General features: G+C 67.8%; 21 protein-coding genes. 15 read left to right on the forward strand and 6 right to left on the reverse strand.

Features of this window, described 5'->3' with window-relative positions; all coding sequences use genetic code 11:
- Window positions 1-35: 35 nt before the first annotated feature.
- From CP958_RS17055 to CP958_RS17070, 5 genes are all read right to left on the reverse strand, one after another.
- Complete coding sequence (locus tag CP958_RS17055; RefSeq protein ID WP_277948887.1) at window positions 36-353, reverse strand: DUF6072 family protein; 318 nt, start codon at window positions 351-353, stop codon at window positions 36-38.
- A gap of 105 nt (window positions 354-458) precedes the next feature.
- Window positions 459-1493, reverse strand: coding sequence for an acyltransferase domain-containing protein (locus CP958_RS17060; RefSeq protein WP_096703400.1), 1035 nt, complete (start codon window positions 1491-1493; stop codon window positions 459-461).
- Between the two features lie 38 nt (window positions 1494-1531).
- Window positions 1532-1708: a hypothetical protein gene (locus CP958_RS26470; RefSeq protein ID WP_170959011.1), complete on the reverse strand. Its 177-nt coding sequence runs from the start codon at window positions 1706-1708 to the stop codon at window positions 1532-1534.
- A gap of 32 nt (window positions 1709-1740) precedes the next feature.
- Window positions 1741-3081, reverse strand: coding sequence for a prohibitin family protein (locus tag CP958_RS17065; RefSeq protein ID WP_170959012.1), 1341 nt, complete (start codon window positions 3079-3081; stop codon window positions 1741-1743).
- On the reverse strand, window positions 3068-4786 hold the full coding sequence (locus CP958_RS17070; RefSeq protein ID WP_096703402.1) for a cyclic peptide export ABC transporter: 1719 nt from the start codon (window positions 4784-4786) through the stop codon (window positions 3068-3070). Before CP958_RS17070 ends, CP958_RS17065 begins: the two co-directional genes overlap by 14 nt.
- 811 nt (window positions 4787-5597) lie before the next feature.
- Here CP958_RS17070 and CP958_RS17075 point away from each other — a divergent pair.
- The 14 genes from CP958_RS17075 to CP958_RS17135 all read left to right on the forward strand — a co-directional run bounded on the left by CP958_RS17075 (window position 5598) and on the right by CP958_RS17135 (window position 22113).
- Window positions 5598-6011 (forward strand): hypothetical protein, encoded by a 414-nt coding sequence (locus CP958_RS17075; RefSeq protein ID WP_096703403.1) that lies wholly within the window; start codon window positions 5598-5600, stop codon window positions 6009-6011.
- Between the two features lie 89 nt (window positions 6012-6100).
- Window positions 6101-6556: a hypothetical protein gene (locus tag CP958_RS17080; protein ID WP_141400556.1), complete on the forward strand. Its 456-nt coding sequence runs from the start codon at window positions 6101-6103 to the stop codon at window positions 6554-6556.
- Between the two features lie 75 nt (window positions 6557-6631).
- Window positions 6632-6886, forward strand: coding sequence for a hypothetical protein (locus CP958_RS17085; RefSeq protein ID WP_096703405.1), 255 nt, complete (start codon window positions 6632-6634; stop codon window positions 6884-6886).
- Entirely contained in the window at window positions 6883-8130 is a 1248-nt protein-coding gene (locus CP958_RS17090) for a TolC family protein (protein ID WP_096703406.1), read from the forward strand. The genes CP958_RS17085 and CP958_RS17090 overlap by 4 nt, the downstream gene beginning before the upstream one ends.
- On the forward strand, window positions 8127-9710 hold the full coding sequence (locus tag CP958_RS17095) for an efflux RND transporter periplasmic adaptor subunit (protein ID WP_096703407.1): 1584 nt from the start codon (window positions 8127-8129) through the stop codon (window positions 9708-9710). The genes CP958_RS17090 and CP958_RS17095 overlap by 4 nt, the downstream gene beginning before the upstream one ends.
- Window positions 9711-9723: 13 nt before the next feature.
- Window positions 9724-12855: an efflux RND transporter permease subunit gene (locus CP958_RS17100; protein WP_096703408.1), complete on the forward strand. Its 3132-nt coding sequence runs from the start codon at window positions 9724-9726 to the stop codon at window positions 12853-12855.
- A 431-nt stretch (window positions 12856-13286) separates the two neighbouring features.
- Window positions 13287-13454 carry a hypothetical protein gene (locus CP958_RS26480; RefSeq protein ID WP_170959015.1) on the forward strand — a complete coding sequence of 56 codons (168 nt, stop codon included), beginning with the start codon at window positions 13287-13289 and terminating at the stop codon, window positions 13452-13454.
- Window positions 13451-14350 (forward strand): LysR family transcriptional regulator, encoded by a 900-nt coding sequence (locus CP958_RS17105; protein WP_096703409.1) that lies wholly within the window; start codon window positions 13451-13453, stop codon window positions 14348-14350. The genes CP958_RS26480 and CP958_RS17105 overlap by 4 nt, the downstream gene beginning before the upstream one ends.
- 141 nt (window positions 14351-14491) lie before the next feature.
- Window positions 14492-16144, forward strand: coding sequence for an OFA family MFS transporter (locus CP958_RS17110; RefSeq protein WP_096703410.1), 1653 nt, complete (start codon window positions 14492-14494; stop codon window positions 16142-16144).
- Between the two features lie 82 nt (window positions 16145-16226).
- Window positions 16227-16709, forward strand: a complete 483-nt coding sequence (locus tag CP958_RS17115; RefSeq protein WP_096703411.1) for a formate dehydrogenase subunit gamma — start codon at window positions 16227-16229, stop codon at window positions 16707-16709.
- Window positions 16706-18235 (forward strand): formate dehydrogenase beta subunit, encoded by a 1530-nt coding sequence (locus tag CP958_RS17120; protein WP_096703412.1) that lies wholly within the window; start codon window positions 16706-16708, stop codon window positions 18233-18235. The genes CP958_RS17115 and CP958_RS17120 overlap by 4 nt, the downstream gene beginning before the upstream one ends.
- Window positions 18232-21072, forward strand: a complete 2841-nt coding sequence (gene fdhF, locus CP958_RS17125) for a formate dehydrogenase subunit alpha (RefSeq protein WP_096703413.1) — start codon at window positions 18232-18234, stop codon at window positions 21070-21072. The genes CP958_RS17120 and fdhF overlap by 4 nt, the downstream gene beginning before the upstream one ends.
- 2 nt (window positions 21073-21074) lie before the next feature.
- Window positions 21075-21872, forward strand: a complete 798-nt coding sequence (gene fdhD / locus CP958_RS17130) for a formate dehydrogenase accessory sulfurtransferase FdhD (protein ID WP_242442951.1) — start codon at window positions 21075-21077, stop codon at window positions 21870-21872.
- 19 nt (window positions 21873-21891) lie between these two features.
- A complete protein-coding gene (locus CP958_RS17135) occupies window positions 21892-22113 on the forward strand; it encodes a formate dehydrogenase subunit delta (protein ID WP_096703415.1) in 222 nt (73 codons plus the stop codon).
- Between the two features lie 124 nt (window positions 22114-22237).
- Here CP958_RS17135 and CP958_RS17140 read toward each other — a convergent pair whose 3' ends face one another.
- Entirely contained in the window at window positions 22238-22669 is a 432-nt protein-coding gene (locus CP958_RS17140) for a pyridoxine 5'-phosphate oxidase C-terminal domain-containing protein (RefSeq protein ID WP_096703416.1), read from the reverse strand.
- Window positions 22670-23011: 342 nt separating this feature from the next.
- Between CP958_RS17140 and ribB the strand changes: the two genes are divergently transcribed.
- A complete protein-coding gene (ribB, locus tag CP958_RS17145) occupies window positions 23012-24115 on the forward strand; it encodes a 3,4-dihydroxy-2-butanone-4-phosphate synthase (RefSeq protein ID WP_096703417.1) in 1104 nt (367 codons plus the stop codon).
- Window positions 24116-24125: the final 10 nt, after the last annotated feature.

Genomic DNA, 24125 nt, shown 5'->3' on the forward strand with positions numbered 1-24125 from the left:
GCCTCGACGGCGGCGGGAGCGGAACCAACGGAAATTCAGACGGCGGGCTTTTCGGCCGGCGTTTCCGCCTTATCGGCCGGAGCCTCGGCAGCGGCGGTCTCGCACTTCCTGAGGGGGCGGGCCGCGTCCACCACGTGGTCCCAAAGATACTTGTCGGTGACGGACTTCGAGAAACTGTCGGCCGCGACGATAATCAGGCCGGCCGGCCCCAGCAGCGCCTTGGCGCCCAGCCCGAGAACGGTGTGGACGGCGCCGTTCACCAACTTCCCCTCCATCAGCAGGCTGACGCCCGGAAGGACGGACTCGCCCACGAGCTTCGCACCATTCACCAATGCGCGTACCGGTTCGGTCATCTTGCCACCCTCGGATAGATGAAATGAGCCTTCCACAGCAGCCAGCCGATCAGTTGCCCCTGTCGGGTCGCCACCTCGCCCTAATGGTTATCACAAAACTAGGTCCTATGCACCTTGAGTTGTCCATCGCGAATGGAAATTTTCCGTCCTGGATCGGCCGTTTCCCTTTTCCTGGCGGTCAGGCGGGGCGCCTTCCCCGCGGACGGCCAGCGCCTTCGCCAGCCGTTCCCGCAATGCCGCCACCGAAGCCTGGCCCGGCGTCATGAGGCTGACCACCCGTCCGTCGGCCTCGGGGCCCAGGAGGTATCTGACGAAATTGGCCAGGGTGCCCGACGGCCCCACGTCGACGTAGAATTGCCGCCCCTCGCGCTCCAGCTTCCGCACGGTGTCGGCGAAGAGGATCGGCTGGCGGACGATATTCCAGAGATGCCCCCGGGGAATGACCCTGCGCTCCTGGCCGTCGACGCAGGAAATCAGCGGCACCCGGGCCTCGCCAATCGTCACGCCGCCGGCCAGGCGGTCGAAAACCGCCTTGGCCGGATCGATGAAGGACGCGTGGAACCCGAAGGAAACCTCGAGACGCTGAAACAGGATGTCGCGTCCCGACAGCGCATTCTCCAGGGCGGCGAGGCGGTCCACGGGGCCGCTCACCACGAAATGCCGGTCGAAGTTGACGGCGGCCACTTCCAGGCCGGCGAACAGGGCCGGTTCCTGCCGGGGCAGAAGGGCGTCGGCCAGGACGGCGGTCATCCCCCCCCTTGGGGCATGCGCCTCGAATCCGACGGCCTGGGCCTGGAGCAGGCGGAACATGAGTTCGGGCTCGACCGCCCCCGCGAACGCCATGGCCGTGTATTCGCCCAGGCTGGCGCCCAAGATGCGGTCCGGATGCACGCCCCATGAGCGAACCGCGTGGCACAGCGCCAGTTCGACGGCATAGAGCGTGGGATGGGTCCGCGTCAGCCGGTCGAACGGCGACGAGGCCGGGGAAACGGCATACAACTCGTCCACCACCGAAAAGCCGGCCTCGCGCTGGCCCAGATGGTCGGCCCAGAATATCCAGCGGCGGAAGACGGGATCTTCGTCGAACAGGGTGCGGCCCATGCCGCGGTAATGCGATCCCTGGCCCGACAGCAGGAACACGACGGGCGCCGTTGCCGCCGAATTCGCGGGTACCGGTGTCAGGACGTTTTCCCGGGGCCCCGGTCGGCCAGCAGGTGGCGCAGTCCGAACGTGACGAACGGCGTGAGGACGAGGCTGAGGACCAGCGCGCCCCAGAAGCCGACCCGGCTTCCCCGGGCCTCGAAGGAGACGAGAAGGGCCAGCGCAAGATAAAGAATGACGAAGATGGGCAGCATTGCACTCTCCCTCGCTTGATCGAATCTGCGCCTCAACGCTCCAGCCCCAGTGGCTGGCCGCTGCCGGTGGGACCGCCGAGTTTCGGCCAGACCACGCGGAAGCCCTCCTGGACCGGCGGCCGGTTGCGCAATCCCTCGTCGGACACCGTTTGGCGAATTACGCCGGGGTCCCCCACGCTCCGTTCGGCCAGCCCCTGTCCGGGCTCGCCGTCACCGGTGAAGGGGGAGACGGCCCGGTCGCTCGAAAACCCCCGTGTCGCCTCCGGAGCCCGCGCGCCCCCCTTCGCCGGCTCTGGGGCTTTCGGCTCGGCCGGCGGCTTCGCAGGGGCGCCCTTGAGCGGAGAGCCCGGCAACGCCGCTCCATTCTCGTCCAGCCGCTCCTTCGCCTCGGGCACGATCACTCCCTCGGAGGTGACGTTGCTGTTGGGGAACAGGCGGGGCGTCCGGTCCCAGTCCGGCAGCGGGTTGGCCGCGGACGAGACCGGTGCGACGGCCCTGGGGGAAGGGAGGTTGTGGATGTCACCGCCGAGGATCAGCGGCATCTGGTCCTTGCCGCCGCCGACCACCACGATCTTGGAATTGGGCGAACGCGACAGTGCCACCGTCGCCTCGATCCCCCGCCAGGTGAGCAGATTGGGGGTCAGCGCCTGCGAGACGACGGAATAGAAATTCTGGATGCCGATCGCCTCGATGCGTTTGCGCTCGGCTTCCTGGCGCTCCATCTCCAGGCGGAAGATGTAGGACGCCGCCGACTGCTCCTGGGCCAGCTTGTCCTCGATGGCGCGGGCCATCGTCTCGGGCATGATGACCTTGCGCACGATGATGTAGTGGAAATCGATGATCTCGCCGTAGCGCGTCGCCTTCACCAGATCGTAGATCTGCTTTTCCAGGCTCCGGAAATCGATGGTGTAAAGCTCGTGCGTACCGAACCGCGACACCATCTGGCGCACCGAACCCGTCACCAGCGGACGCACGATGCGATCCGCGAAATCGGGCCCCAGCTCCCGGACCAGGCGGCCGGCCCGCTTCGGATCGACCCGAAACACCGCCGAGATGTCGAAACGCAGATACAGGCCTTCCTGGCTGAGGACGGTGACCTCGTAATCCTGGGTCTGGACCCGAGTCTCGACGATGTACATGCGGTTCCAGGGCCACTTCATGGCAATTCCCTCGCCATAGACCTTTTCGGCCCGCGTGCCGCCGAACAGCCAGGAATAAAGCACCCCCACATGACCGGGAAGAATGGTCACCACGATGTAGTTCCACAGCAGCAGCAGCAGCGCGGCCAAGACCAGGATGAAGCCGGTCGCCCAAGTGAAGAACCGCCGGACGTCGCCTTCGGTCACGCGCTGATCGCGTTCATTCGCTTCCATGGCAGGGGGGCTCCGGTGCGGTCTGGGGATCGACGATCCGGCCATCGCGCATGGTCAGCACCTGGTCGGCGACGCCGTAGGGGTTGGGGTCGTGGCTGACCAGGACGACGGTCTTGCCGGCGGCGCGCAGGTCGGGAAGGATTCGGGTATAGAAGCGTTCGCGAAAGGCGGGGTCCTGATCGGCGGTGAATTCGTCGAGCAGCAGAATCGGCCGATCCTCCAGCAGTGCGACGGCCAGGGCCAGCCGCTTGCGCTGCCCGGAGGAAAGCTCCAGCGTCGAAAACTGTCCCGCCGCGAATTTCACCCGGTCGGCCAGCCCCAGATCGGCAAGGAGGGCGTTGACCCGCTCCTCGCCGACCTCGGCCAAGCCGTAAAGCCGGTCGAACAGATGGAATTCCGAGAAGACCGCGCTGAACAGGGTGCGGTAATCGGCGACATTGGCGTGGTCCACCAGCCGGCGGTTCCACAGGACGACGCCGGAATGGGGCTCGTATAGCCAGGTCAGCAATCTGAGGATGGTGGACTTGCCGCTGCCGTTGGCGCCCACCAACACAACCACCTCGCCCGGCCGGATGGTCAGGCTGCACGGCCCGACGGTGAACTGGCTCCGCCCATCGCCGTCCCGATAGGAATGGACGACCTGGTTCAGCTCGATGAGGTCGAATTCCGAACCGGGCGACGCGGCGAGAAGCTCGGGGCCGTGACCTCCCGCCGCAAGGTCCGCCTCCAGCCGGTCCAGGCTGTCGAGGGCCAGATTCGCCTTTATCAGCATGGGCAGCGCCCGCATCACCACGTTCAGGGTCGAAAGCAGGAAGATGACCACATAGGTCACCTTCACCGCCGTCTCGCGGCTTTCCAGGTGTTGGGGCAGGGCGAACACCACCGTCGCCAGCAGCAGAGAGAAGCTGAGGTGCGAGATGCTGAGGCCGTAATTGATCCGGCGCGACGCCGCGCGCTTCAGGTCCTGGGTCAAGGCCGATTGCATCGCCAGATGAACCTGTTGCAGGTCGTCCGCCCGCCTCTGGTGCATCTTCACTTCCTTGAAGCCGTCCAGCAGGTGGCGGAATCGGCCGAGGTAATCGGTCTCCGCGTCGCCGGCCGCCAGCAGGGCGGCGCGGCTGTTCCGCTGGCTGACCCGGTAGAAATAGACGGTGGCGGCGAACAGGATTGCGACCACGGCGAAGGCGAAGGGCGACAGCCACGCCACGTAAAGGCCGGTCAGAACCATGGCGATGCTGGTGATGGCGCCATGCATGACCAGGGCGCTGGCCTCGGACAGCACCGCCGTGTCGCGGGCGAGCGTGGTGTAGATCCGCGCGATACCCACCCGTTCGATGGTCGCCAGATCGGCGTGGCGGACCCTTTCGGCGATGCGAAGCCGTAGAGACTGAAGCAGGCGTTCGGCCAGGGCCGAGGACATGTCCAGCGTCTGCGACTGGCCGCCGACGGACAGGGCGGTGGCCAGGACGAACATCACCAGCTTGGCGAAATCGATCTCGGAATTGATGGGGCGGTCGGCGACGCTGTTGACGATGACCGTGATGGCGGCGGTCCCGACGGCCGACAGCACGATCGCCAGGACCAGCCCATCGCGTGAGCGGCTGCGACGACCGAAAAGGACCCGTAGAAACCGCATCGTAGGTGAACCATTCGGCGCGCCAGCCCTGTGCTCCCCCGTGGAACAAGGCCCGGATTTTCGCTGCATAACCCAGGGTACCCAATAGCAGGATTGATCTTCTATCTGTCAAGGGAGGTTGTGTCTCCCGGCCGATAATCGCCGCCTGGATGAAGTGGGCCGGCTTGCTACCGGTCGTTAGGGGGGCATCTGTCGTTTCCTTGCGTCGAGCCGCTCCATCGCCGGAGGGTGTATGACCCGCTATATCCCATGTGACGTCATCGGTCTGGGCGGGTGCGTGGCCCGCCCCTGGACCGTCTCGACCGCCAGATGGGCCTGGATCTGTACCGTCTTGCCCAGCCCCATGTCGTCGGCGAGGATGCCGCCCAGTTTCACCTCGCGCAGAAAGGGAAGTCGCGGACCAGGACAATATTGGCGGCGGCCAGAGGCGGCGCGGACATAAGTGCGGCAGCCATGCCCGGAGCCCGGATTGATCCTCTATTAAGACCACAGTGAGTTTCTTCCCTGATCGAATTGAGACAATTCCGTGTTCGGTGCGCCAGGGAATTTCGCCGTATCCCGGCGGCTCCTGCCACTGACAGGGCGGGAAAGGTACCGCGGAGCCTATTCGCGGTGGGAAATTCCCTGCACTTTCCCAGCACTTCAGGGAATTGACGCCAGAGACCGGTTCGCTCCAGACTGCCCCCTCCGCCACTTCATCTTCATGACATCCCATTCTCCGAGACCTTGCGCCGAAAGGCGCGGGGTTCCGGCGGTTGCTGCCTTTCTTTCCGAACCGGAGAGACGGGGTCCTGACAGCAACATGAAAAACCGTTCATTTGCCCCAGGGGTCATGCCATGCTATCCGCCACTCCTGGTTATGGCTCAAGGAAGCCCCTAGGTGACCCGTCTGATCTTCACCCGTCCGGCTCGGAAGCTGGCTGCGCTGCTCAGCCTGCTGATGATCCTGCTTGGCGGACCGACGGGCGGCGCCTTCGCCTTGTGCCTGGGCGGCGACGGCCATCTGGCTATCGAGGCGATTCAGACCGGTGGCCATGACCATGGGGCGATGCCCGGCGTCGCGGTCGACCACTCAGCCATATCCGCCGACTGCGTCGATATTCCGCTGGTCCAGGCCGCTCCGGCGATCAGCAAGAAGCAAGTCATTGCCGGTTTCGACATCGCCCTGCCGGCGGCCTTTCCGGCGTGGAGCGAGCCGCCTACGGCCGAAGCCCCCCGCCCCGCCCTGCCGGCGGTGGAACCCGCGCTCGACCCGCGCCTGGTTTCCCACCGCACGGTCGTTCTTCTGAACTAGCCGCTACTTCCGACAGATCCTTTTCGTGCCTGTCCGTCGCCTTTCCGGTGACGGAGGAAACCCGAATGCTGTTCCGGGAGAACATTTCCATGAATCCCCATATCCTGATCATCGCCCTGATGGCGGTGGGCCTGTCGGCCTGCGCCTCCACCCCCAGCGTCCCCCTGGCCAAGCGTCTGGAGGGCAAGACGCCGGATGAGCGCCAGGAAACCCTGCGCCGCGCCTGCCTGACCGAGGCCGACTGGAACCTCGACCAGACCGCCGCGCGGATGCCGGCCAAGGCTCAACACCGCTACCGCGATTCCAACACCACCCGCGAAACCAGTCACCTGAAGGAACTGTGCCGCGAGATGGCCGACCTGCCCGCCATCGCCGGGCGCTCTCCCATCGAAACGAAGCGCAGGGCCGATCTGGCCGAGAAGTGCCGACGGGAAACCGACGACCACCTCGACCCCCGCAGCAAGGAAAGCGCCGCCCACATGGTCCGGGTGCAGGAGATCTGCGAGGCCATGACCGGCTTTGACCTTCCCACCCAGGCGAACTGAGGCCTTCCGGCCGGCATTCGCGTGCCGGCCGGTCAAGCGCCCCGTCACCGGGCATCCCCGACAGGAGATCACGCCATGTCCCGTTCCATCACCATTGCCGCTCTCGCCTCGCTGCTGCTGGCCGCGCCCGCCTGGGCCGGTTCGTCCTGCGATCAGTTGCCCGAACTGCGTCAGTCCCTGAAGCAGTTCCACGGCAAGCCCGCCGACCGCGACCGCGCCAAGTGGCAGATCGAGAGCGCCGAAAAGCTGTGCAAGGACGGCAAGGAGGCCGAGGCCAAGAATTACGTCGATCTTGCCCACGGCCTGCTGCTCAAGGACCACAAGCATTGAGGGCCGCGACGATCCGCTGGGCCGGACCATCGCTGCTGGCGGCGGCCCTGGCCTTCGCCGTCCCGGTTAGGGCCGAGCCCGCCCACCTCGACGAACAGGCGGCCGTCGCCGCCGCCCGGGGGCGCGGTGAGCTGCGCGACGCCACCGAAGGGACTCTGGACGCCGCCCGCGCCGAGGCCGACGAAGCCGGGCTGTGGCCCAACCCCACCTTCGAGTATGAACGCGACCGCACCAAGGAAACGGGAGGCGCCGCCATCCAGGACACCTACCGCCTGTCCCAGCCGGTGGACATTTCGGGTCGCCGCTTCCTGCGCCAGGATGCGGCGCTCCGCCGTGCCGACGCCGCCCAGGCCGATGGGCGCCAGCGCCTGGTGGAGGCCGGGGCCGAAGCCCGCCGGCTGTTCCACACCGTGCTGATGCGCACCCAGGCCCTGGGCGCGGCGCAAGGCTGGGCCACCCGCCTGGGCGAGGCGGAAACCGTACTGACCAGGCTGCGCCAGGGGCGCGAGGTCTCGGGCTACGATGCCCGGCGGCTGTCGCGCGAGAAGCTGGCCGCTGACGCCAAGGTCCGTGCCATGGGAGCCGATCTGGCCGAATCGTGGGAGCGCCTGCGGGTAGTGATGGGCCTGCCGGCCGGCAGTCCCATGCCCCGCCTCGAGGGCAAGCTTCTGCCGCCGCCGCCCTTGGGTCTGGACGACCTGATGAGCCATTTGGAGAGCCGGCCGGACCTCCAGGGGTTGCGGTCCAAAATCGCCGCCTCCGACCTGGAGCGGCGCGCCGCCGACCGGGGCTGGATTCCCGAGGTAACCGTGGGCGCCGGCCTCAAGCAGGTGGACCGCCCCGAAAGCCGCGACCAGGGCGTTCTGCTCACCGTCTCGGCGCCCCTGCCTCTGTTTGACCGGGGACAGGCCACCACCCGCAAGGCCGAAGCCCAGACGCGGGCCTCCAGCGCCGATCTGGCCCTGGCCCGCGCCAAGGCCGAAGGCGAGGTTCGCGGATTGTGGCGCCGCACCACAGAACTGCGCGCCACCGCGCTCAAATTCCGCGAGAGCGCCGTGGCGCCGTCGAAGGAACTGGCGCGCATCGCCCAGGCCGCCTACCGGGCCGGCGAGATGAACGTGCTGGAGCTGCTCGACGCCCACAAGGCCCTGTGGGAAGCCGAAGCCACCGCTCTCGAACTGGAATTCGGCGCCCGCGAGGCCCATTCCGACCTTATTCTCGCCGCCGGAGAGCCCAATCCATGAGAAAGCTGATCATCGCCCTGGCCACCGGCACCATCTTAGGCGGCGGCGGCGTCTATGCGACCCTGTCCCGTCCCCCGGCCGCCGCGAAGGCGGCCCATGCCGAGGAAGCCCATTCCCCCGCCGGCGAGCATGCCCATGCCGAGGAGCGCCAATCCTCGACCACCTTTACCGCCGGCACCGAGCTGTTCATGGAACACCCGGTGCCGGTGGCGGGCGAGGCCGGCGATTTCGTCCTGCACCTCACCCGTCTTGCCGATTTCAAGCCGGCGAGCGGCGCAGAGGTGACGCTGACCCTGTCGGGCGGCGGCCAGCCCGAGGAAACCTTCCCCGCCATGGCCGACCAGCCCGGCATCTACCGCGCCCTGGTGGTCCCCAAGATCTCCGGCGAGCGCAAGCTGACCGTCACCTTCAAGGATGGCGACGGCACCGACCGCCACGACATCGGGCAGTTCCGCGTCCACGCCGATGATGCCGCCGCCACGGCGGCCATGGACGAGGCCGGACACGCCGAGGCCACCGGCAGGATCACCCTGACCAAGGAGGTGCAGTGGAAGATCGGCTTCGCCACCGCCGAAGTGCGATCCCGGCTGATGCGCGATTCGGTGGCCGCAACCGGCACCATCCGGGCGCGAGCCTCGGACGAGGCGATCATCGCGGCGCCGGGGGCGGGCGTCCTGGCCCCTTCGCCCGATTTCCCGCGTATCGGTCAGAGCGTCGAGAAGGGTCAGGTGCTGGCGTGGCTGGTGCCGCAACTGGGCGGCGAGACCGATTCCGCCACCCTGGAACTGGGAACCCGCAAGGCCCGCCTCGCCCTGGATCTGGCATCCCAGGAACGCCATCGCCTGGAAGGGCTGCTGGCCCTGGAAGCCGTCCCGGAGCGCCGGCTGATCGAAGCCCGCAACCAGGAGGCCACGGCACGCGCCGAACTGGAGGCCGCCAACCGGCGTTCCGCCCCCTATCAGGGCGCCAAGGGCGGCATCGCGCTCCGTGCTCCGGTATCGGGCCGCGTCGCCGCCGTCAACACCCAGCCGGGGGGCGCCGTCGGACAGGGGCAGGTCCTGTTCCATGTGGCCGGCCTCGCCAAGCTGTGGCTGGAGGCGCAGATCCCCGAATCCCAGGTGGGACGGGTGCGCGCCCCCTCGGGGGCCTGGTTCACCGCCGACGGTCATGACGGCGCCCATGTGATCGAACAGGGGCGCAACGGTCGCCTGATCGCGCTGGGCGGCGTGGTGGACAAGGAGAGCCGCACCGTCCCCGCTTTGTTCGAGTTCGACAATCCCGACGAACGGTTCCGCATCGGCATGTATGCCCAGACTCGCGTCTTCACCGGAGCGGGCGAGGAACTGCCGGCCGTTCCCGCCTCCGCCGTGGTCGACGACAACGGCCAGCCGGTGGTGTTCGTCCAGAGCGCGGGCGAATCCTTCGAGCGCCGGCCGGTGATCCCCGGCATGCGCGACGGCGATCTGGTCGCCATCCGGGACGGCGTAAAGCCGGGCGAGCGGGTGGTGTCCAAGGGCGTCTATCAGGTGAAGCTGGCGGCCTCGGCTCCGGCCCAGCTGTCCCACGGCCACGCGCACTGAGGAGAACCATCCGATGATCGCCTATATCATCCAGTGGTCGCTGCGCTCGCGCCTGTTCGTGCTGGCCGCCGCCGCGCTGCTGCTGGGCTGGGGAACCGTCGAGACGCTGCGCATGCCGGTCGACGTCTTCCCCGACTTGACCGCGCCTGCCGTCACCGTCGTCACCGAGGCCCACGGCATGGCGCCGACCGAGGTGGAACGTCTGGTCACCTTTCCGGTCGAGACGGCGCTGAACGGCGCGCCGGGAGTACGGCGCGTCCGCTCCACCACCGGCATCGGCCTGTCCACCGTCATCGTCGAGTTCGACTGGAGCACCGACGTCCTGACGGCGCGCCAGATCGTGGCGGAGAAGCTGCAACTGGCCCGGGCCTCCTTGCCCCCGGAAGCGGCGGCCCCGGTGATGGCGCCCGCCGCATCGGTGATGGGCGAGATCATGTTCATCGCGCTCCGCTCCGACCGTCACGACGGCATGGAATTGAAGGTCGCCGCCGACTGGACGGTGCGCAAGCGTATCCTGGCGGTGCCGGGCGTCGCCGAGGTGCTGCCCATCGGCGGCGACGAGCGCCAGTATCAGGTGACGCTGAAGCTGGACCGGCTGGCCGCCTATGGCGTCACGGTGGACGAGGTGCTGGCGGCGCTGAAGGACGGCAACCAGAACGCCCCGGCCGGCTTCTACCCCGAGGGCGGGCAGGAATACCTGATCCAGGGCATCGGCCGCATGCTGACCGCCGCCGATGTCGGGGCCACCGCCGTGGCGCGCCGGGGCGGTGTTCCGGTGCTGGTGCGCGACGTGGCCGAGGTGGCGGTGGGACCCGGCATCCGACGCGGAATCGGCTCCAACAACGGCCGGCCGGCGGTGGTGATGGGCATCCAGAAGCAGCCCGGCGTCAACACCCTGGAACTGACCAGGCGTCTGGACGCGGTGTTCGCCGATCTGCGCAAGACCCTGCCGCCGGGCATGGAGCTTGCCACCGACATCTTCCGCCAGGCCGACTTCATCAACGTCTCGGTCAGGAATCTGGTGGACGCGCTCAGGGACGGCGCCATCCTGGTGGTGGCCATCGTCTTCGCCTTCCTGATGAATGGCCGGGCCACCCTGATCACGCTGACCGCCCTGCCGCTGTCGCTGGTCGCCGCCATCGTCGCCATGAAGGCCATGGGCGCCTCCATCAACACCATGACGCTGGGCGGTCTCGCCATCGCGCTGGGCGCCCTGGTGGACGACGCCATCATCGTGGTGGAGAACATCGTACGCCGCCTGGACGGCAACCGCCGCTTAGCCCCCGAAGACCGGCAGGCGGCCATCCATGTGGTGTTCGAGGCGACGAGGGAGATTCAGGGCTCCATCGTCTTCGCCACCCTGATCATCATGCTGGTCTTTCTGCCCTTGTTCTTCCTGACCGGGGTCGAGGGACGCCTGATGGTGCCCTTGGGCCTTGCCTACGTCATCTCGCTGGCCGCCTCGCTGTTCGTCGCCATCACGGTGACGCCGGTCATGGCATCGCTGCTGCTGGTGCGAGATGGTGAGGAAGAGCACCGCGAGCCCGCCCTGATCCGCTGGCTGGTGTCCCGTTACGACCGGGTGCTGGCCGCCACGCTCTCCCGCTGGAAGGCGGTGGCCTGGGCCTCCGGCATCGCCCTGGCGCTGGCCATGGCGGCGCTGGGCCTGGCGGGCAAGGCCTTCCTGCCCGACTTCAACGAGGGAACCCTGACCATTTCGGCCTCCACCCTGCCCGGCACCTCGCTGGAGGAATCCGCCGTGCTCGGCCAGATGGTGGAGGATGCCCTGCTGCGCCAGCCCGAGGTGACGGCCACGGCGCGCCGTACCGGCCGTTCCCCCCTGGACCCCCATGCGCTTGGCATCCACGAATCCGAGATCGAGGTCAGCCTGACCATGAAGGAGCGGAGCAAGGAGGCGTTTCTCGACGCGCTGCGCCAGGATTTCGCCCGCATTCCCGGCATGAACATCATCGTCGGCCAGCCCATCTCGCACCGCATCGACCACATGCTGTCGGGCAGCCGGGCCAACATCGCCATCAAGATCTTCGGCACCGACCTCTACGACCTGCGCCGGGTGGCGGCCCAGGTCAAGGCGGCGGTGGAACGGGTGCCGGGTGCGGTGGACGTGTCCGCCGAGCAGCAGACAGACATTCCGTTCCTCACCGTCAAGTTCGACCGTGGCGCCATCGCGCGGCACGGCCTGACGCTACGGCAGGTGGCCGACGCCATCGAGGCGGCCTTCGCGGGCGTCACCGTTTCCAAGATCATGGAGGGGCAGGCCACCTACGACCTGGTGGTGCGCTACGACCCCAATGTCCGGGGCAGCCTAGACTCCATCCGCGAGACCCTGATCACCACGTCCTCGGGGGCGCGGCTGCCGCTGCTGGCGCTGGCCAGCGTCACCAAGGACCGCGGCCCCAACAGCGTCAGCCGCGAGAACGTCCAGCGCAAGATCGTGGTCACCGCCAACGTGGCGGGCCGCGATCTCGGCGGCGTGGTCGAGGAGATGCGGGCCAGGGTGGAGGCCGAGGTCAGCCTTCCCCAGGGCTACCATGTGGAGTTCGGCGGCCAGTTCGAAAGCGCCGCCGAGGCCGCCCGCACGCTGGGTTTGCTCAGTCTGGTGGTGGTGGCCGGCATCTTCCTGCTGCTGTTCCTCGCCTTCCATTCGGTGAAGGACGCCCTGCTGGTCATGCTCAACCTGCCGCTGGCCCTGATCGGCGGCGTGATCGGCATGTACCTCACCGGCGGGGTGATGACGGTGGCCAGCCTGATCGGTCTGATCACCCTGTTCGGCATCGCCACCCGCAACGGCGTGATGATGATCGCCCACATCCACCATCTGGCCGAGCGCGAAGGCGTGGCCGACCCGGCCGAGGCGGTACGGCGGGGCGCGCGCGAACGGCTGGTGCCCATCCTGATGACCGCGCTCGCCGCCGGGCTGGCGCTGATCCCGCTGGCGGCTTCGGGCGGCCAGCCGGGCAGCGAGATCCAGGCGCCCATGGCGGTGGTGATCCTGTGCGGACTGGTGTCGTCCACCATCCTCAACATGGTGGTGGTACCGGCACTTTACCTCCGCTTCGGCTCCATCCGGCGGGAATTGGCGCGGCACGACACCCTGCGCCGCCGCGCCACCGACATGGCCTGAGGAGGTGGGAATGATCCGGTAATCCGCCGCCGGCCTTCTTTGTGCCGTCCTGCTGTCGTCGCCGGTCTCGGCACGGCGGCAGGTGGCCGGCCCTATATCATCCATATCCGCTCGAAAGCGGCATTGATCGATTACGCTCGCCCCCATCCGTAAGCCGCTGCGGCCGCACTGATCCCGGTCGCCATTCGGAAAACCCAAATACCCCTGCAGGTTTTCTCGATTTCTGTGTGATTTTTCGGCTGCTATGGTTTGGTGCCGCGAAAATTAACATCATAACACAGAACGCGGTTAAGCCGTTGCCGTCGCCCGACGGTCTGCGGCGGGGAGGACCGGGCCTTTCGTCATACCAACGCGCCAGAACCGGCGCGGCCAGCATCGCCATTGCCACGGGCCACCCCGTCCCAGCCGTCGAGGCCGAGAGGGGGATTTGAGTGGATATGTTTCTCGACTACGCCACCCCGGCCTGGCTAGGGACGGCGGCGGTATCGATGGGAGGGCTCGCCGCCTGGCTGGCCGCGCGACTGCGCGCCAGGGAGCGTCATTTCACCTCGCTGGACCGCGCGCTCGCCCCGAACCTGTCCGAAGGATTGGCCGCATGATCTCGCGCAAGTACACCTATCTGATCGCCCTGGCCAAGGAGAAGCACTTCGGGCGGGCGGCGGCGGTCTGCAACGTCTCGCCCTCCACGCTGTCGGCGGCCATCCGCGACCTGGAGGCAGAACTGGGCGTGGCGGTGGTCGAGCGCGGCCAGCACTTCACCGGACTGACGCCCGAAGGCCTGTGCGTGGTGCGCTATGCCCAGCGGATGGTGGCCAGCGCCAACGACCTGAAGCAGGAACTGGCGCAATCCCGCGACGCCCTCAGCGGCCGCCTGCGCCTGGGCGTCATCCCCACGGCCCTGACGGTGGTCGCCACCCTGACCGCATCGTTCTCGCGCTCGCACCCGCTGGTCACCATCGAGGTCCTGTCCCTGCCCACCCCGCAAATCCTGTCGCGGCTGCGCAGCTTCGAACTGGATGGCGGCATCGTCTACCAGGAATCGGGGCAAAGCCCCGACCTGCGGATGACGCCCCTGTGGCAGGAGAACCATGTGCTGATCACCGGCTCGACAAGCCTGTTCGAGGGACGCGGCGCCGTCACCTGGGAGGAGGCCGCCCAGACGCCGCTCTGCCTGCTGACGCCCGACATGCAGAACCGCAAGACCATCGACGGCGTGTTCGAGCAATTGGGTCATCACCCCAAGCCCAGCATGGAGACCAATTCCATCGTCAGCATCCTGGCCCATGTCTGTTCCGGCCACTGGGTCAGCATCGTGCCGAGATGCGTCCTGGAACTGATCGGCGTTCCCCAGGGCATGCGGGTCCTCGACCTGATCGATCCGAACGTGTCGTGGTCGGTCGGCCTGGTGTCCCTGGCCCGAGATCCAGAGCCGCCCATGATCAAGTCACTGATTGCGGAAGCAAAGAGCATCGACGACATGTTCGGAAATACCTAACGATCGTTCGGATTTTCTTGATGTAAAAAACACGTAGCCTGCAATATATCTCTATAAGAGGAAAATAGTTCAACATACGAATACCATAATAAATAATTCCACACGGCATACAATCTGTGGAAAAACACTTGGGAGGTTAAAATGAGCGCAACCGCTATTGCTGCGCCGCTAGGACTCCTGGCGCGCGAGCACACCGTGGCACGACCAGGATTCAATCGGTGGCTGGTGCCGCCGGCCGCACTGGCCATCCACCTGTGCATCGGCATGGCCTACGGTTTCTCGGTATTCTGGCTGCCGCTGTCGCGCGCAGTCGGCATCACCGAGCCGCTGGCCTGCCCCAAGGATATGAGCTTTCTCCAGGAGATCGTCGCCACCGGCTGCGACTGGAAGATCTCGATGCTGGGCTGGATGTATACCCTGTTCTTCGTCTTCCTCGGCTCGTCGGCCGCCATCTGGGGCGGCTGGCTGGAGAAGGCCGGGCCGCGCAAGGCCGGCGTGGTCTCCGCCCTGTGCTGGTGCGGCGGCCTTCTGATCTCGGCGCTGGGGGTCGCCACCCACCAGATCTGGATGCTGTGGCTGGGTTCGGGCGTGATCGGCGGCATCGGACTGGGGCTGGGATACATCTCGCCGGTATCGACCCTGATCAAGTGGTTCCCCGACCGCCGAGGCATGGCCACCGGCATGGCCATCATGGGCTTTGGCGGCGGCGCGATGATCGGCGCCCCGCTGGCCGACCTGCTGATGAAGCACTACGCCACACCGACCTCGGTCGGCGTGTGGGAGACCTTCGTGACCATGGCGGCGATCTACTTCGTGTTCATGATGAGCGGCGCCCTGGGCTACCGCGTTCCGGCCGAGAACTGGAAGCCGGCCGGCTGGACACCGCCCGCCAATGCCGGCCGCAAGGCGATGATCACCGACAACCACGTCCACGTGAACGTCGCCTGGAAGACCCCGCAATTCTGGCTGGTCTGGTCGGTCCTGTGCCTCAACGTCACCGCCGGCATCGGCATCCTGGGCATGGCGTCGCCGCTGCTCCAGGAGGTGTTCGCCGGCAAGCTGATCGGCGTCGCGGCCACCTACAACGAACTGACCTCCGCCCAGAAAGGGCAGATCGCCGCCGTGGCCGCCGGCTTCACCGGCCTGTTGTCGCTGTTCAACATCGGCGGCCGGTTCGCCTGGGCCTCCTTCTCCGACAAGATCGGGCGCAAGGCCACCTACTACACCTTCTTCCTGCTGGGCTTCGTGCTCTACGCCTCTGTGCCGTTCGCCGCCAAGAGCGGCGCGCTGGCGCTGTTCGTCGGCACCTTCTGCATCATCTTGTCCATGTACGGCGGCGGCTTCGCCACCGTCCCCGCCTATCTGGCCGACATATTCGGCACCAAGATGGTGGGCGCCATCCACGGCCGGCTGCTGACCGCCTGGTCGACGGCGGGCGTGCTGGGGCCGGTGCTGGTGAACTACATCCGGGAATACCAGCTCGAACACGGGGTGGCCCGCGCCGAAGCCTATTCCATCACCATGTACATCCTGGCCGGGCTGCTGCTGGTCGGCTTCGCCTGCAACTGGCTGGTGACCACCGTCCACGAGAAGTACCACATGAGTTCCGGTGAGATGGCCGAGGAGAAGAAGCTGGCCGATGACACCCACCAGCACTTCATCGAGGACGTCGCCGCCCTGGGGCACGAGGTCAGCCATTCGTGGAAGGTGGGCCTGGCCTGGGCGGCGGTGTGGATTCCGCTGGGCTGGGGCATCTGGATCACGCTGCAGAAGACGTTCCTGCTGTTCCGTTGAAGCCGGCCGCCGCGACCGGGGGGGGGCCTCCCCTCCGATCGCGGCGCCCCTTCCCCCCAGCTTCATCACCGAGGACCTTGCATTGACCACGCATCATTCACCGGACCTTGCCGCCGTCGACGCGATCGTCGATGAACTGAAGGCCGAGCCGGGGGCGCTTTTGCCCATCCTGCACGCCATCCAGGACCGGCTGGGGCATATCCCGGCCGGGGCCATTCCCGCCATCGCCACGGCCCTGAACCGTTCGGCGGCCGAAGTGCACGGCGTGGTCAGCTTCTACCATCATTTCCGCACGGAACCGGCCGGCGCCTCGGTACTGCACCTCTGCCGGGCCGAGGCCTGCCAGGCGCGCGGCGCCGACGCCCTGGCCGAGCACGCCGCCGGAGTGCTGGGCTGCGGTTTCCACGAGACCACCGCCGACGGAGCCGTCACCCTGGAGGCCGCCTTCTGCCTAGGCCTGTGCGCCTCCGGACCGGCCGCCCTGGTGAACGGCGGCGAACCGCACGCCCGCCTTACTCCGGCCAGGCTTGACGCCCTGATCGCCGGCATGCGGGGTGCCCGATGACCGTGATCGTCCATGTCCCCGGCGATACCTGCGCCATAGCCCTGGGGGCCGAGGCGGTCGCCGCCGCCATGGTCGCCGAGGCGCGGCGCCGAGGCCTGCCCATCCGGCTGGTGCGCAACAGTTCGCGCGGGATGTTCTGGCTGGAGCCGCTGGTCGAAGTGACGACGCCACGCGGCCGGATCGGCTTCGGCCCGGTGGCCGCCGAGGACGTCCCCGGCCTGTTCGACGCCGAATTCCTGGAAAAGGGCGGCCATCCCCTGTGCCTGGGCGTGGTGGACGACTTGCCCTGGCTGCGCCGCCAGCAGCGGCTGACCTTCGCCAGGGCGGGGATCACCGACCCGCTGTCCCTGGACGACTACGCGGCCCACGGCGGACTGGACGGCCTGCGCAATGCCTTGCGGCTGGACTCGGGCGCCATCGTCAGGGCGGTGGCCGAGTCCGGGCTGCGCGGGCGCGGCGGCGCCGCCTTCCCCACCGGCATCAAGTGGCGGACGGTGCTCGACGCGCCGGCGCAGCCCAAATACGTGGTCTGCAATGCCGACGAGGGAGATTCCGGCACCTTCGCCGACCGCATGGTCATGGAGGGCGACCCCTTCCTGCTGCTGGAGGGCATGATCATCGCCGGGCTGGCGGTAGGAGCCGAGGAAGGCTACATCTACGTCCGCAGCGAATACCCCGCCGCCTTCGCCACGCTCGACCGGGCGGTGGCCATCGCCGGCGAGCGGGGCCTGCTGGGCGCCAGCGTCCTGGGATCGGGCCGGGCGTTCCGCGTCCGGGTGCGCAGGGCGGCCGGGTCCTATGTCTGCGGTGAAGAGACCGCCCTGCTGGAAAGCCTGGAAGGGCGGCGCGGCGTGGTCCGGGCCAAGCCGCCGCTGCCCGCCCTGCACGGGCTGTTCGGGCGCCCCACCGTGGTCAACAACGTCATCTCATTGGCCGCCGTGCCTCTGATCCTCGACCGGGGCTCCGGCTTCTACCAGGAATTCGGCATGGGCCGGTCGCGCGGCACCCTGCCGGTGCAGTTGGCCGGCAACATCCGCCAGGGCGGCCTGGTGGAGGTGGCGTTCGGGATGCCGCTGGGGCGGATGATCGACGAGTTCGGTGACGGCACCGCCTCCGGGCGGCCGGTGCGGGCCGTCCAGGTCGGCGGCCCGCTGGGCGCCTACCTGCCGCCATCGCTCCTCGACACCCCGCTCGACTACGAGTCCTTCGCCGCTCGGGGCGCCGTCCTGGGACACGGCGGCGTGGTGGTATTCGATGATCGCGTGGACATGGCCCGCCAGGCCCGCTTCGCCATGGAGTTCTGCGCCCTGGAATCCTGCGGCAAGTGCACGCCCTGCCGCATCGGCTCGACCCGCGGCGTAGAACTGATGGACGACATCATCCGCCGCCGCGACACCGCCGGGATCGGTCTGCTGCGGGACCTGTGCGAGGTGATGCAGAGCGGCTCACTGTGCGCTATGGGCGGAATGACCCCGTTCCCGGTGCTGTCCGCCCTTGACCATTTTCCCGAGGATTTCCCGTCATGAACCATCTGATGGAATGCGACCACGGCACGCCGGAGCGGATTTCCGACCGGCTGGTCGAGCTGGAAATCGACGGCGTCCCGGTCAGGGTCCCCGAGGGAATCTCGGTGATGCGGGCCGCCTCCGAAGCGGGGGTCTCGATCCCCAAGCTCTGCGCCACCGACCGCCTGGAAGCGGTGGGCGCCTGCCGATTGTGCCTGGTGGAGATCGAGGGGCGGCGGGGCACGCCCGCGTCCTGCACCACGCCGGTCGAGGCCGGGATGAAGGTCCGCACCGAAACGCCGCGCCTCGCCCGGCTGCGGCGCGGCGTCATGGAGCTGACCATCTCCGACCATCCGCTGGACTGCCTGACCTGCGCCGCCAACGGCAATTGCGAATTGCAGGAGATGGCGGGCCGGGTCGGCCTGCGCGAGGTCCGCTACGGGGCCGACGGCGCCAACCATTTCCAGTCCCGAAAGGACGAGAGCAATCCCTATTTCACCTATGATCCGGCCAAGTGCATCGTCTGCGGCCGCTGCGTCCGGGCCTGCGAAAGCATCCAGGGAACCTTCGCCCTGACCATGGCCGGGCGTGGCTTCGCCTCGCGGGTGGCGGCGGGCACCAACCGGAGCTTCATCGAATCCGACTGCGTGTCGTGCGGCGCCTGCGTCGCCGCCTGCCCCACCGCCACCCTGATGGAAAAGAGCGTGATCGAGGCCGGACAGGCCGACCGCGTGGTGGTGACCACCTGCGCCTATTGCGGCGTCGGCTGCAGCTTCCGGGCCGAGGTGAAGGGCAACCGGGTGGTTCGCATGACGCCGAACAAGGCCGGCGGGGCCAACGAGGGGCACGCCTGCGTCAAGGGCCGCTTCGCCTGGACCTACGCCACCCACCCCGACCGCATCGTCAAGCCCATGGTGCGGGCCTCCATCGACGAGCCCTGGCGCGAGGTCGGCTGGGACGAGGCCCTGGCCCACGCCGCCGGCGAGTTCAAGCGCATCCAGGCCCGCTACGGCAAGGGCGCGGTCGGTGGGCTGGTGTCGTCGCGCTGCACCAATGAAGAGGACTATCTGGTCCAGAAGCTGATCCGCGCCGCCTTCGGCAACAACAACGTCGACAACTGCGCCCGCGTCTGCCACTCGCCCACCGGCTACGGGCTGAAGCAGACCCTGGGCGAATCGGCGGGCACCCAGACCTTCGCCTCGGTCGACAAGGCCGACGTCATCGTGGTGATGGGCGCCAATCCCACCGACGGACACCCGGTGGTGGGCGCCCGGCTGAAGCGGCGGGTCCGCGAGGGTGCCAGACTGATCGTCATCGATCCTCGGGCCATCGACATGGTCCGCTCGCCCAACGTCAAGGCGGATTTCCACCTGAAGCTGCGCCCCGGCACCAACGTGGCGGTGGCCACCGCCATGGCCCACGTAATCGTCACCGAGGGATTGCTGGCCGAGCAGTTCATCGCGGCGCGCTGCGACACCGAATCGTTCCGCCACTGGCGGGACTTCGCCGCGCGTCCCGAGAACTCGCCCGAAGCCACCGAGGCGGTCACCGGCGTTCCCGCCGCCGACCTGCGCGGGGCCGCCCGCCTGTATGCCACGGGAGGCAACGCCGCCATCTTCTACGGCCTGGGGGTGACGGAGCACTCGCAGGGCTCGACCGCGGTGATGGCCATCGCCAATCTCGCCATGGCCACGGCCAACGTGGGCCGCGAAGGGGTCGGCGTGACGCCGCTGCGCGGCCAGAACAACGTCCAGGGATCGTGCGACATGGGCTCGTTCCCCACCGAGCTTCCGGGTTACCGCCACGTCTCGGACGATGCCACCCGCGCCACCTTCGAGCGGGCCTGGGGTGTCCGCCTCGACCCCGAGCCAGGCCTGCGCGTTCCCAACATGCTGGACGCCGCCCATCACGGCCGCTTCAAGGGGATCTACATCCAGGGCGAGGACATCGTCCAGTCCGACCCAAACACCCGCCACGTGGTCGAGGCGCTGCGGAACATGGAATGCGTCGTGGTGCAGGATATCTTCATGTCGGAGACCGCCCGCTACGCCCACGTCTTCCTGCCCGGTTCCTCGTTCCTGGAAAAGGACGGCACCTTCACCAACGGCGAACGGCGGATTTCGCGGGTCCGCAAGGTGATGCCCCCCCTGGCCGGGCGGGCGGACTGGGAGACCACCATGGCCCTGTCCGAGGCGCTCGGCTATCCCATGCGCTATTCCCATCCCTCGGAGATCATGGACGAGATCGCCGCCCTGACCCCGACCTTCGAGGGCGTCAGCTACGACCTCATCGAGCGCCAGGGCTCGGTCCAATGGCCCTGCGGCGGCAAGGCGCCCGCCGGGACCCCCACCATGCATGTCGATGAGTTCGTCCGCGGCAAGGGACGCTTCTTCGTCACCCAGTACATCCCGACCGACGAGAAGGTCACCCGGCGCTTTCCGCTGCTGCTGACCACCGGCCGCATCCTGTCCCAGTACAATGTCGGGACCCAGACCCGCCGGACCGAGAACGTGCGGTTCTGCGCCGAGGACATGCTGGAGATCCATCCCCACGACGCCGACGAGCGCGGCATCCGGGACGGCGAATGGGTGGGCGTGGAATCCCGTTCGGGCCGCACGGCGCTGAGGGCCGCCGTCACCGACCGCGTCCAGCCCGGCGTGGTCTACACCACCTTCCATTTCCCCGAATCGGGGGCCAACGTGATCACCACCGACAATTCCGACTGGGCCACCAACTGCCCCGAGTTCAAGGTCACGGCGGTCCAGATCACGGCGGCTGTGGACCCCGCCGAATGGCGGACCAGGCTGGACGACATTGCCGGTCGGCCCGCTCCCCCACGGCAACGGCGCGGGAGATGACCATGAACCTGACCATGATGGCGGCGGACGTCCGGCGATGGGGCGACGGCGGAACCCGCCCCGTGGTGGACGACGTCGCGGTCGAGATGCCGATCGCCCTGGAATACAACGGCGTCTCTTTCGCCGTCATGCTGGCCTCGCCCGCCGATCTGGAAGACTTCGCCCTGGGCTTCAGCCTGACCGAGGGCATTATCGCCCGCCCCCGGGAACTGTTGGACCTGGAACTGGCCGAACTGGAGGAGGGCATCGCCATCAAGATGACCATCCAGACCGAGCGTTTCGCCGGTCTGCGGCAGCGCCGCCGCAATCTGGCCGGGCGCACCGGCTGCGGCCTGTGCGGAGCGGAAAGCCTGGGCCAGGTATTCCGTCCGCTGCCGCCGGTGGCGGGCGGAGTGGCCTGCCGCGCCGCCAATCTCCAGGGGGCGCTGCGGCGGCTTCGGGAATGCCAGCCGCTGCAGCAGGCGACGGGGGCCACCCATGCCGCCGCCTGGATCGCCCAGGACGGCGGTATCGTGCTATCGCGCGAGGATGTGGGCCGGCACAACGCCCTGGACAAGATGATCGGTGCCGTCGCCGCCGCGCGCGGCGATTTCGGGGCGGGCGTCGCCCTGGTCACCAGCCGCGCCAGCTACGAACTGGTGCAGAAGGCCGCCGCCGTCGGGATCGGCACCCTGGCCGCCATCTCGGCGCCGACATCCCTGGCCATCGAGATGGCGGAACGCCTGAACCTCACCCTGGTGGGGTTCCTGCGCCAGGGCAGCCACGTCGTCTACACGCACCCCGGACGCATTCACGATTGATCGGATGGAAACGCAAGTAATGAACGTGGAAAAGCTCGTCAAGATGGCCAACCAGATCGGCCTTTTCTTCGACGCCATGCCCGACCGCCCCCAGGCCCTGCATGACCTGGCCCTCCATATCCGGCGATCGTGGGACCCCGGCATGCGTATCGACCTGCTGAGCCATGTGGACGAAACTGCGGGCGCCGGGCTTAGCCCCGTGGTGCGCGAGGCCCTGGAACGACACCGCTCCATCCTATAGCCGGCCGCTCCGTAAAGCAGATCGATACGGGGTGATCGTCTGCATCCGGCGCCATGCCGGGCGGTGCCGCCGATCACGACGCACTTCGACAGATCGGCCAGGACCTTTGCTGATTGGCAGGAGGTCACGGATACAACTCCTCTCGGCTCCATCCCCGGTCCGCCCGATAGACGAAGCGGTCGTGCAGGCGGAACGGACGGTCGCGCCAGAATTCGATCCGCTCTGAGACCAGGCGGAGAGCCGGGAAGCGGCCCGCCGGCGCTTCCAGCCGCCCCTCGACGCGAATCTGACGCCGGATGGTCTTCCAGTGAAAGCACAAGGCGGCATTCCGGCCGGCGGCGAAGACGGCATCCCACTCTTCCGGGAAGCCGGGGTGCGGCTGCATGATGAAGCCTCCCGCTCCCCAGCCGTCCAGACGAATCATGCGCACCCGCGGCCACGCCTGCGCGTCGGCCACGGCCAGGGCCGCATCCCGCGGGGCGTCGGGCTCGGACAGCCCGGCTTCGGCCAGCCAGAGGCCAAAAAGTCGATAGGGGTCGTCGGGTCGTTCGGACATCGGCTCCTCCGGAACGGCGGGAATTGATCAAATTCGACAGGATCGGGAGACCAGCCGGAAGCCGGCGGCGGATTTGCTGCAATCGTCCAGGCGAAGAGCCCGGAAAATCCAGGCGCGGCAACTGGCACGGCGCTTGCTCCTGCATGCCGGCGCCGGACGAGTTGCGCAAAGGGAAGCAACGGAACAGGAGGAGTATTTCCAGACAGATATCAGGCCAATACCCTGCCCCTCTCCTCCCGAGGGAAAGGCTTTCATCTCCTATATTCTCCAGGGCGGAAACCCTCTGCCCGAACCTTCTTCCCGCCGCTTCAAAGGCGGCGGGATTTTTTCAGGAGAGACACTGTGCCCCGCAATGATTTCTTGTCGCCCATCGAAGACGTAATCGCCGGCGCCCGCCGGGGCGAGATGTTCATCATCATCGACGACGAAAGCCGCGAGAACGAGGGTGACCTGGTCATCCCGGCCGAAAAGTGCGGCCCCGAGGCGGTCAATTTCATGGCGACCCACGGCCGGGGGCTCATCTGTCTGGCGCTGACCCGCCAGCGGGTCGAGGACTTGCATCTGCCGCTGATGAACGAAGCGGCGGCCGACCTGCACGGCACGGCCTTCACCGTCTCGGTGGAAGCCAGGGAGGGGGTGACCACCGGTATTTCGGCCGCCGACCGCGCCCGGACCATCTCTGTGGCGACCGATCCGGGCAGGGGATACCAGGATCTCGTCAGCCCCGGCCATGTCTTCCCGCTGATGGCCCGCGACGGCGGCGTCCTGGTGCGGGCCGGCCATACCGAAGCCTCGGTCGACATCGCCCGTCTCGCCGGGCTGGTTCCGGCCGGGGTGATCTGCGAGATCATGAACGATGACGGCACCATGGCGAGGTTGCCGGACCTGATGGCCTTCGCCCGGCGGCACGGACTGCGCATCGCCAGCATCGAGGGGCTGATCGCCTATCGCCGCCGCCACGAACGGCTGGTGCGGCGCAAGACCGACGCCACCTTCGACTCCATCCATGGCGGAAGCTGGCGCATGGCCGTCTACGCCAATACCGTCTCGTATGCCGAGCACGTGGCGCTGATCAAGGGAGACGTCGACGATGGCGAGCCGGTGCTGGCCCGCATCCATCCCCTCAGCGTCCTCGACGACCTGTTGGGCGCCAGCCGGGGCGGCCGGGCCAACACCTTGCGCGATTCCATGCGGATCATCGCCGAACACGGCCGGGGCGTCGTGCTGCTGATGCGCGACCCCCGGCCCACCTCGGTGTCCGAGCGGGCGCGCGCCCTCGACATCCACCCGCCCGAGCCGGGTGGATTGAGGGATTACGGCATCGGCGCCCAGATTTTGCTGGACCTCGGGATATCGCGAATAGTCCTGCTCAGCAACAGCGCCAAGGCCCCCGTCGCACTGGACGGCTACGGCCTGACCATCCACGGCCGCCGGCCGATCCCCTGACATCGCCCGC

It is taken from the genome of Magnetospirillum sp. 15-1, assembly GCF_900184795.1.
Classification (GTDB): Bacteria; Pseudomonadota; Alphaproteobacteria; order Rhodospirillales; family Magnetospirillaceae; genus Phaeospirillum.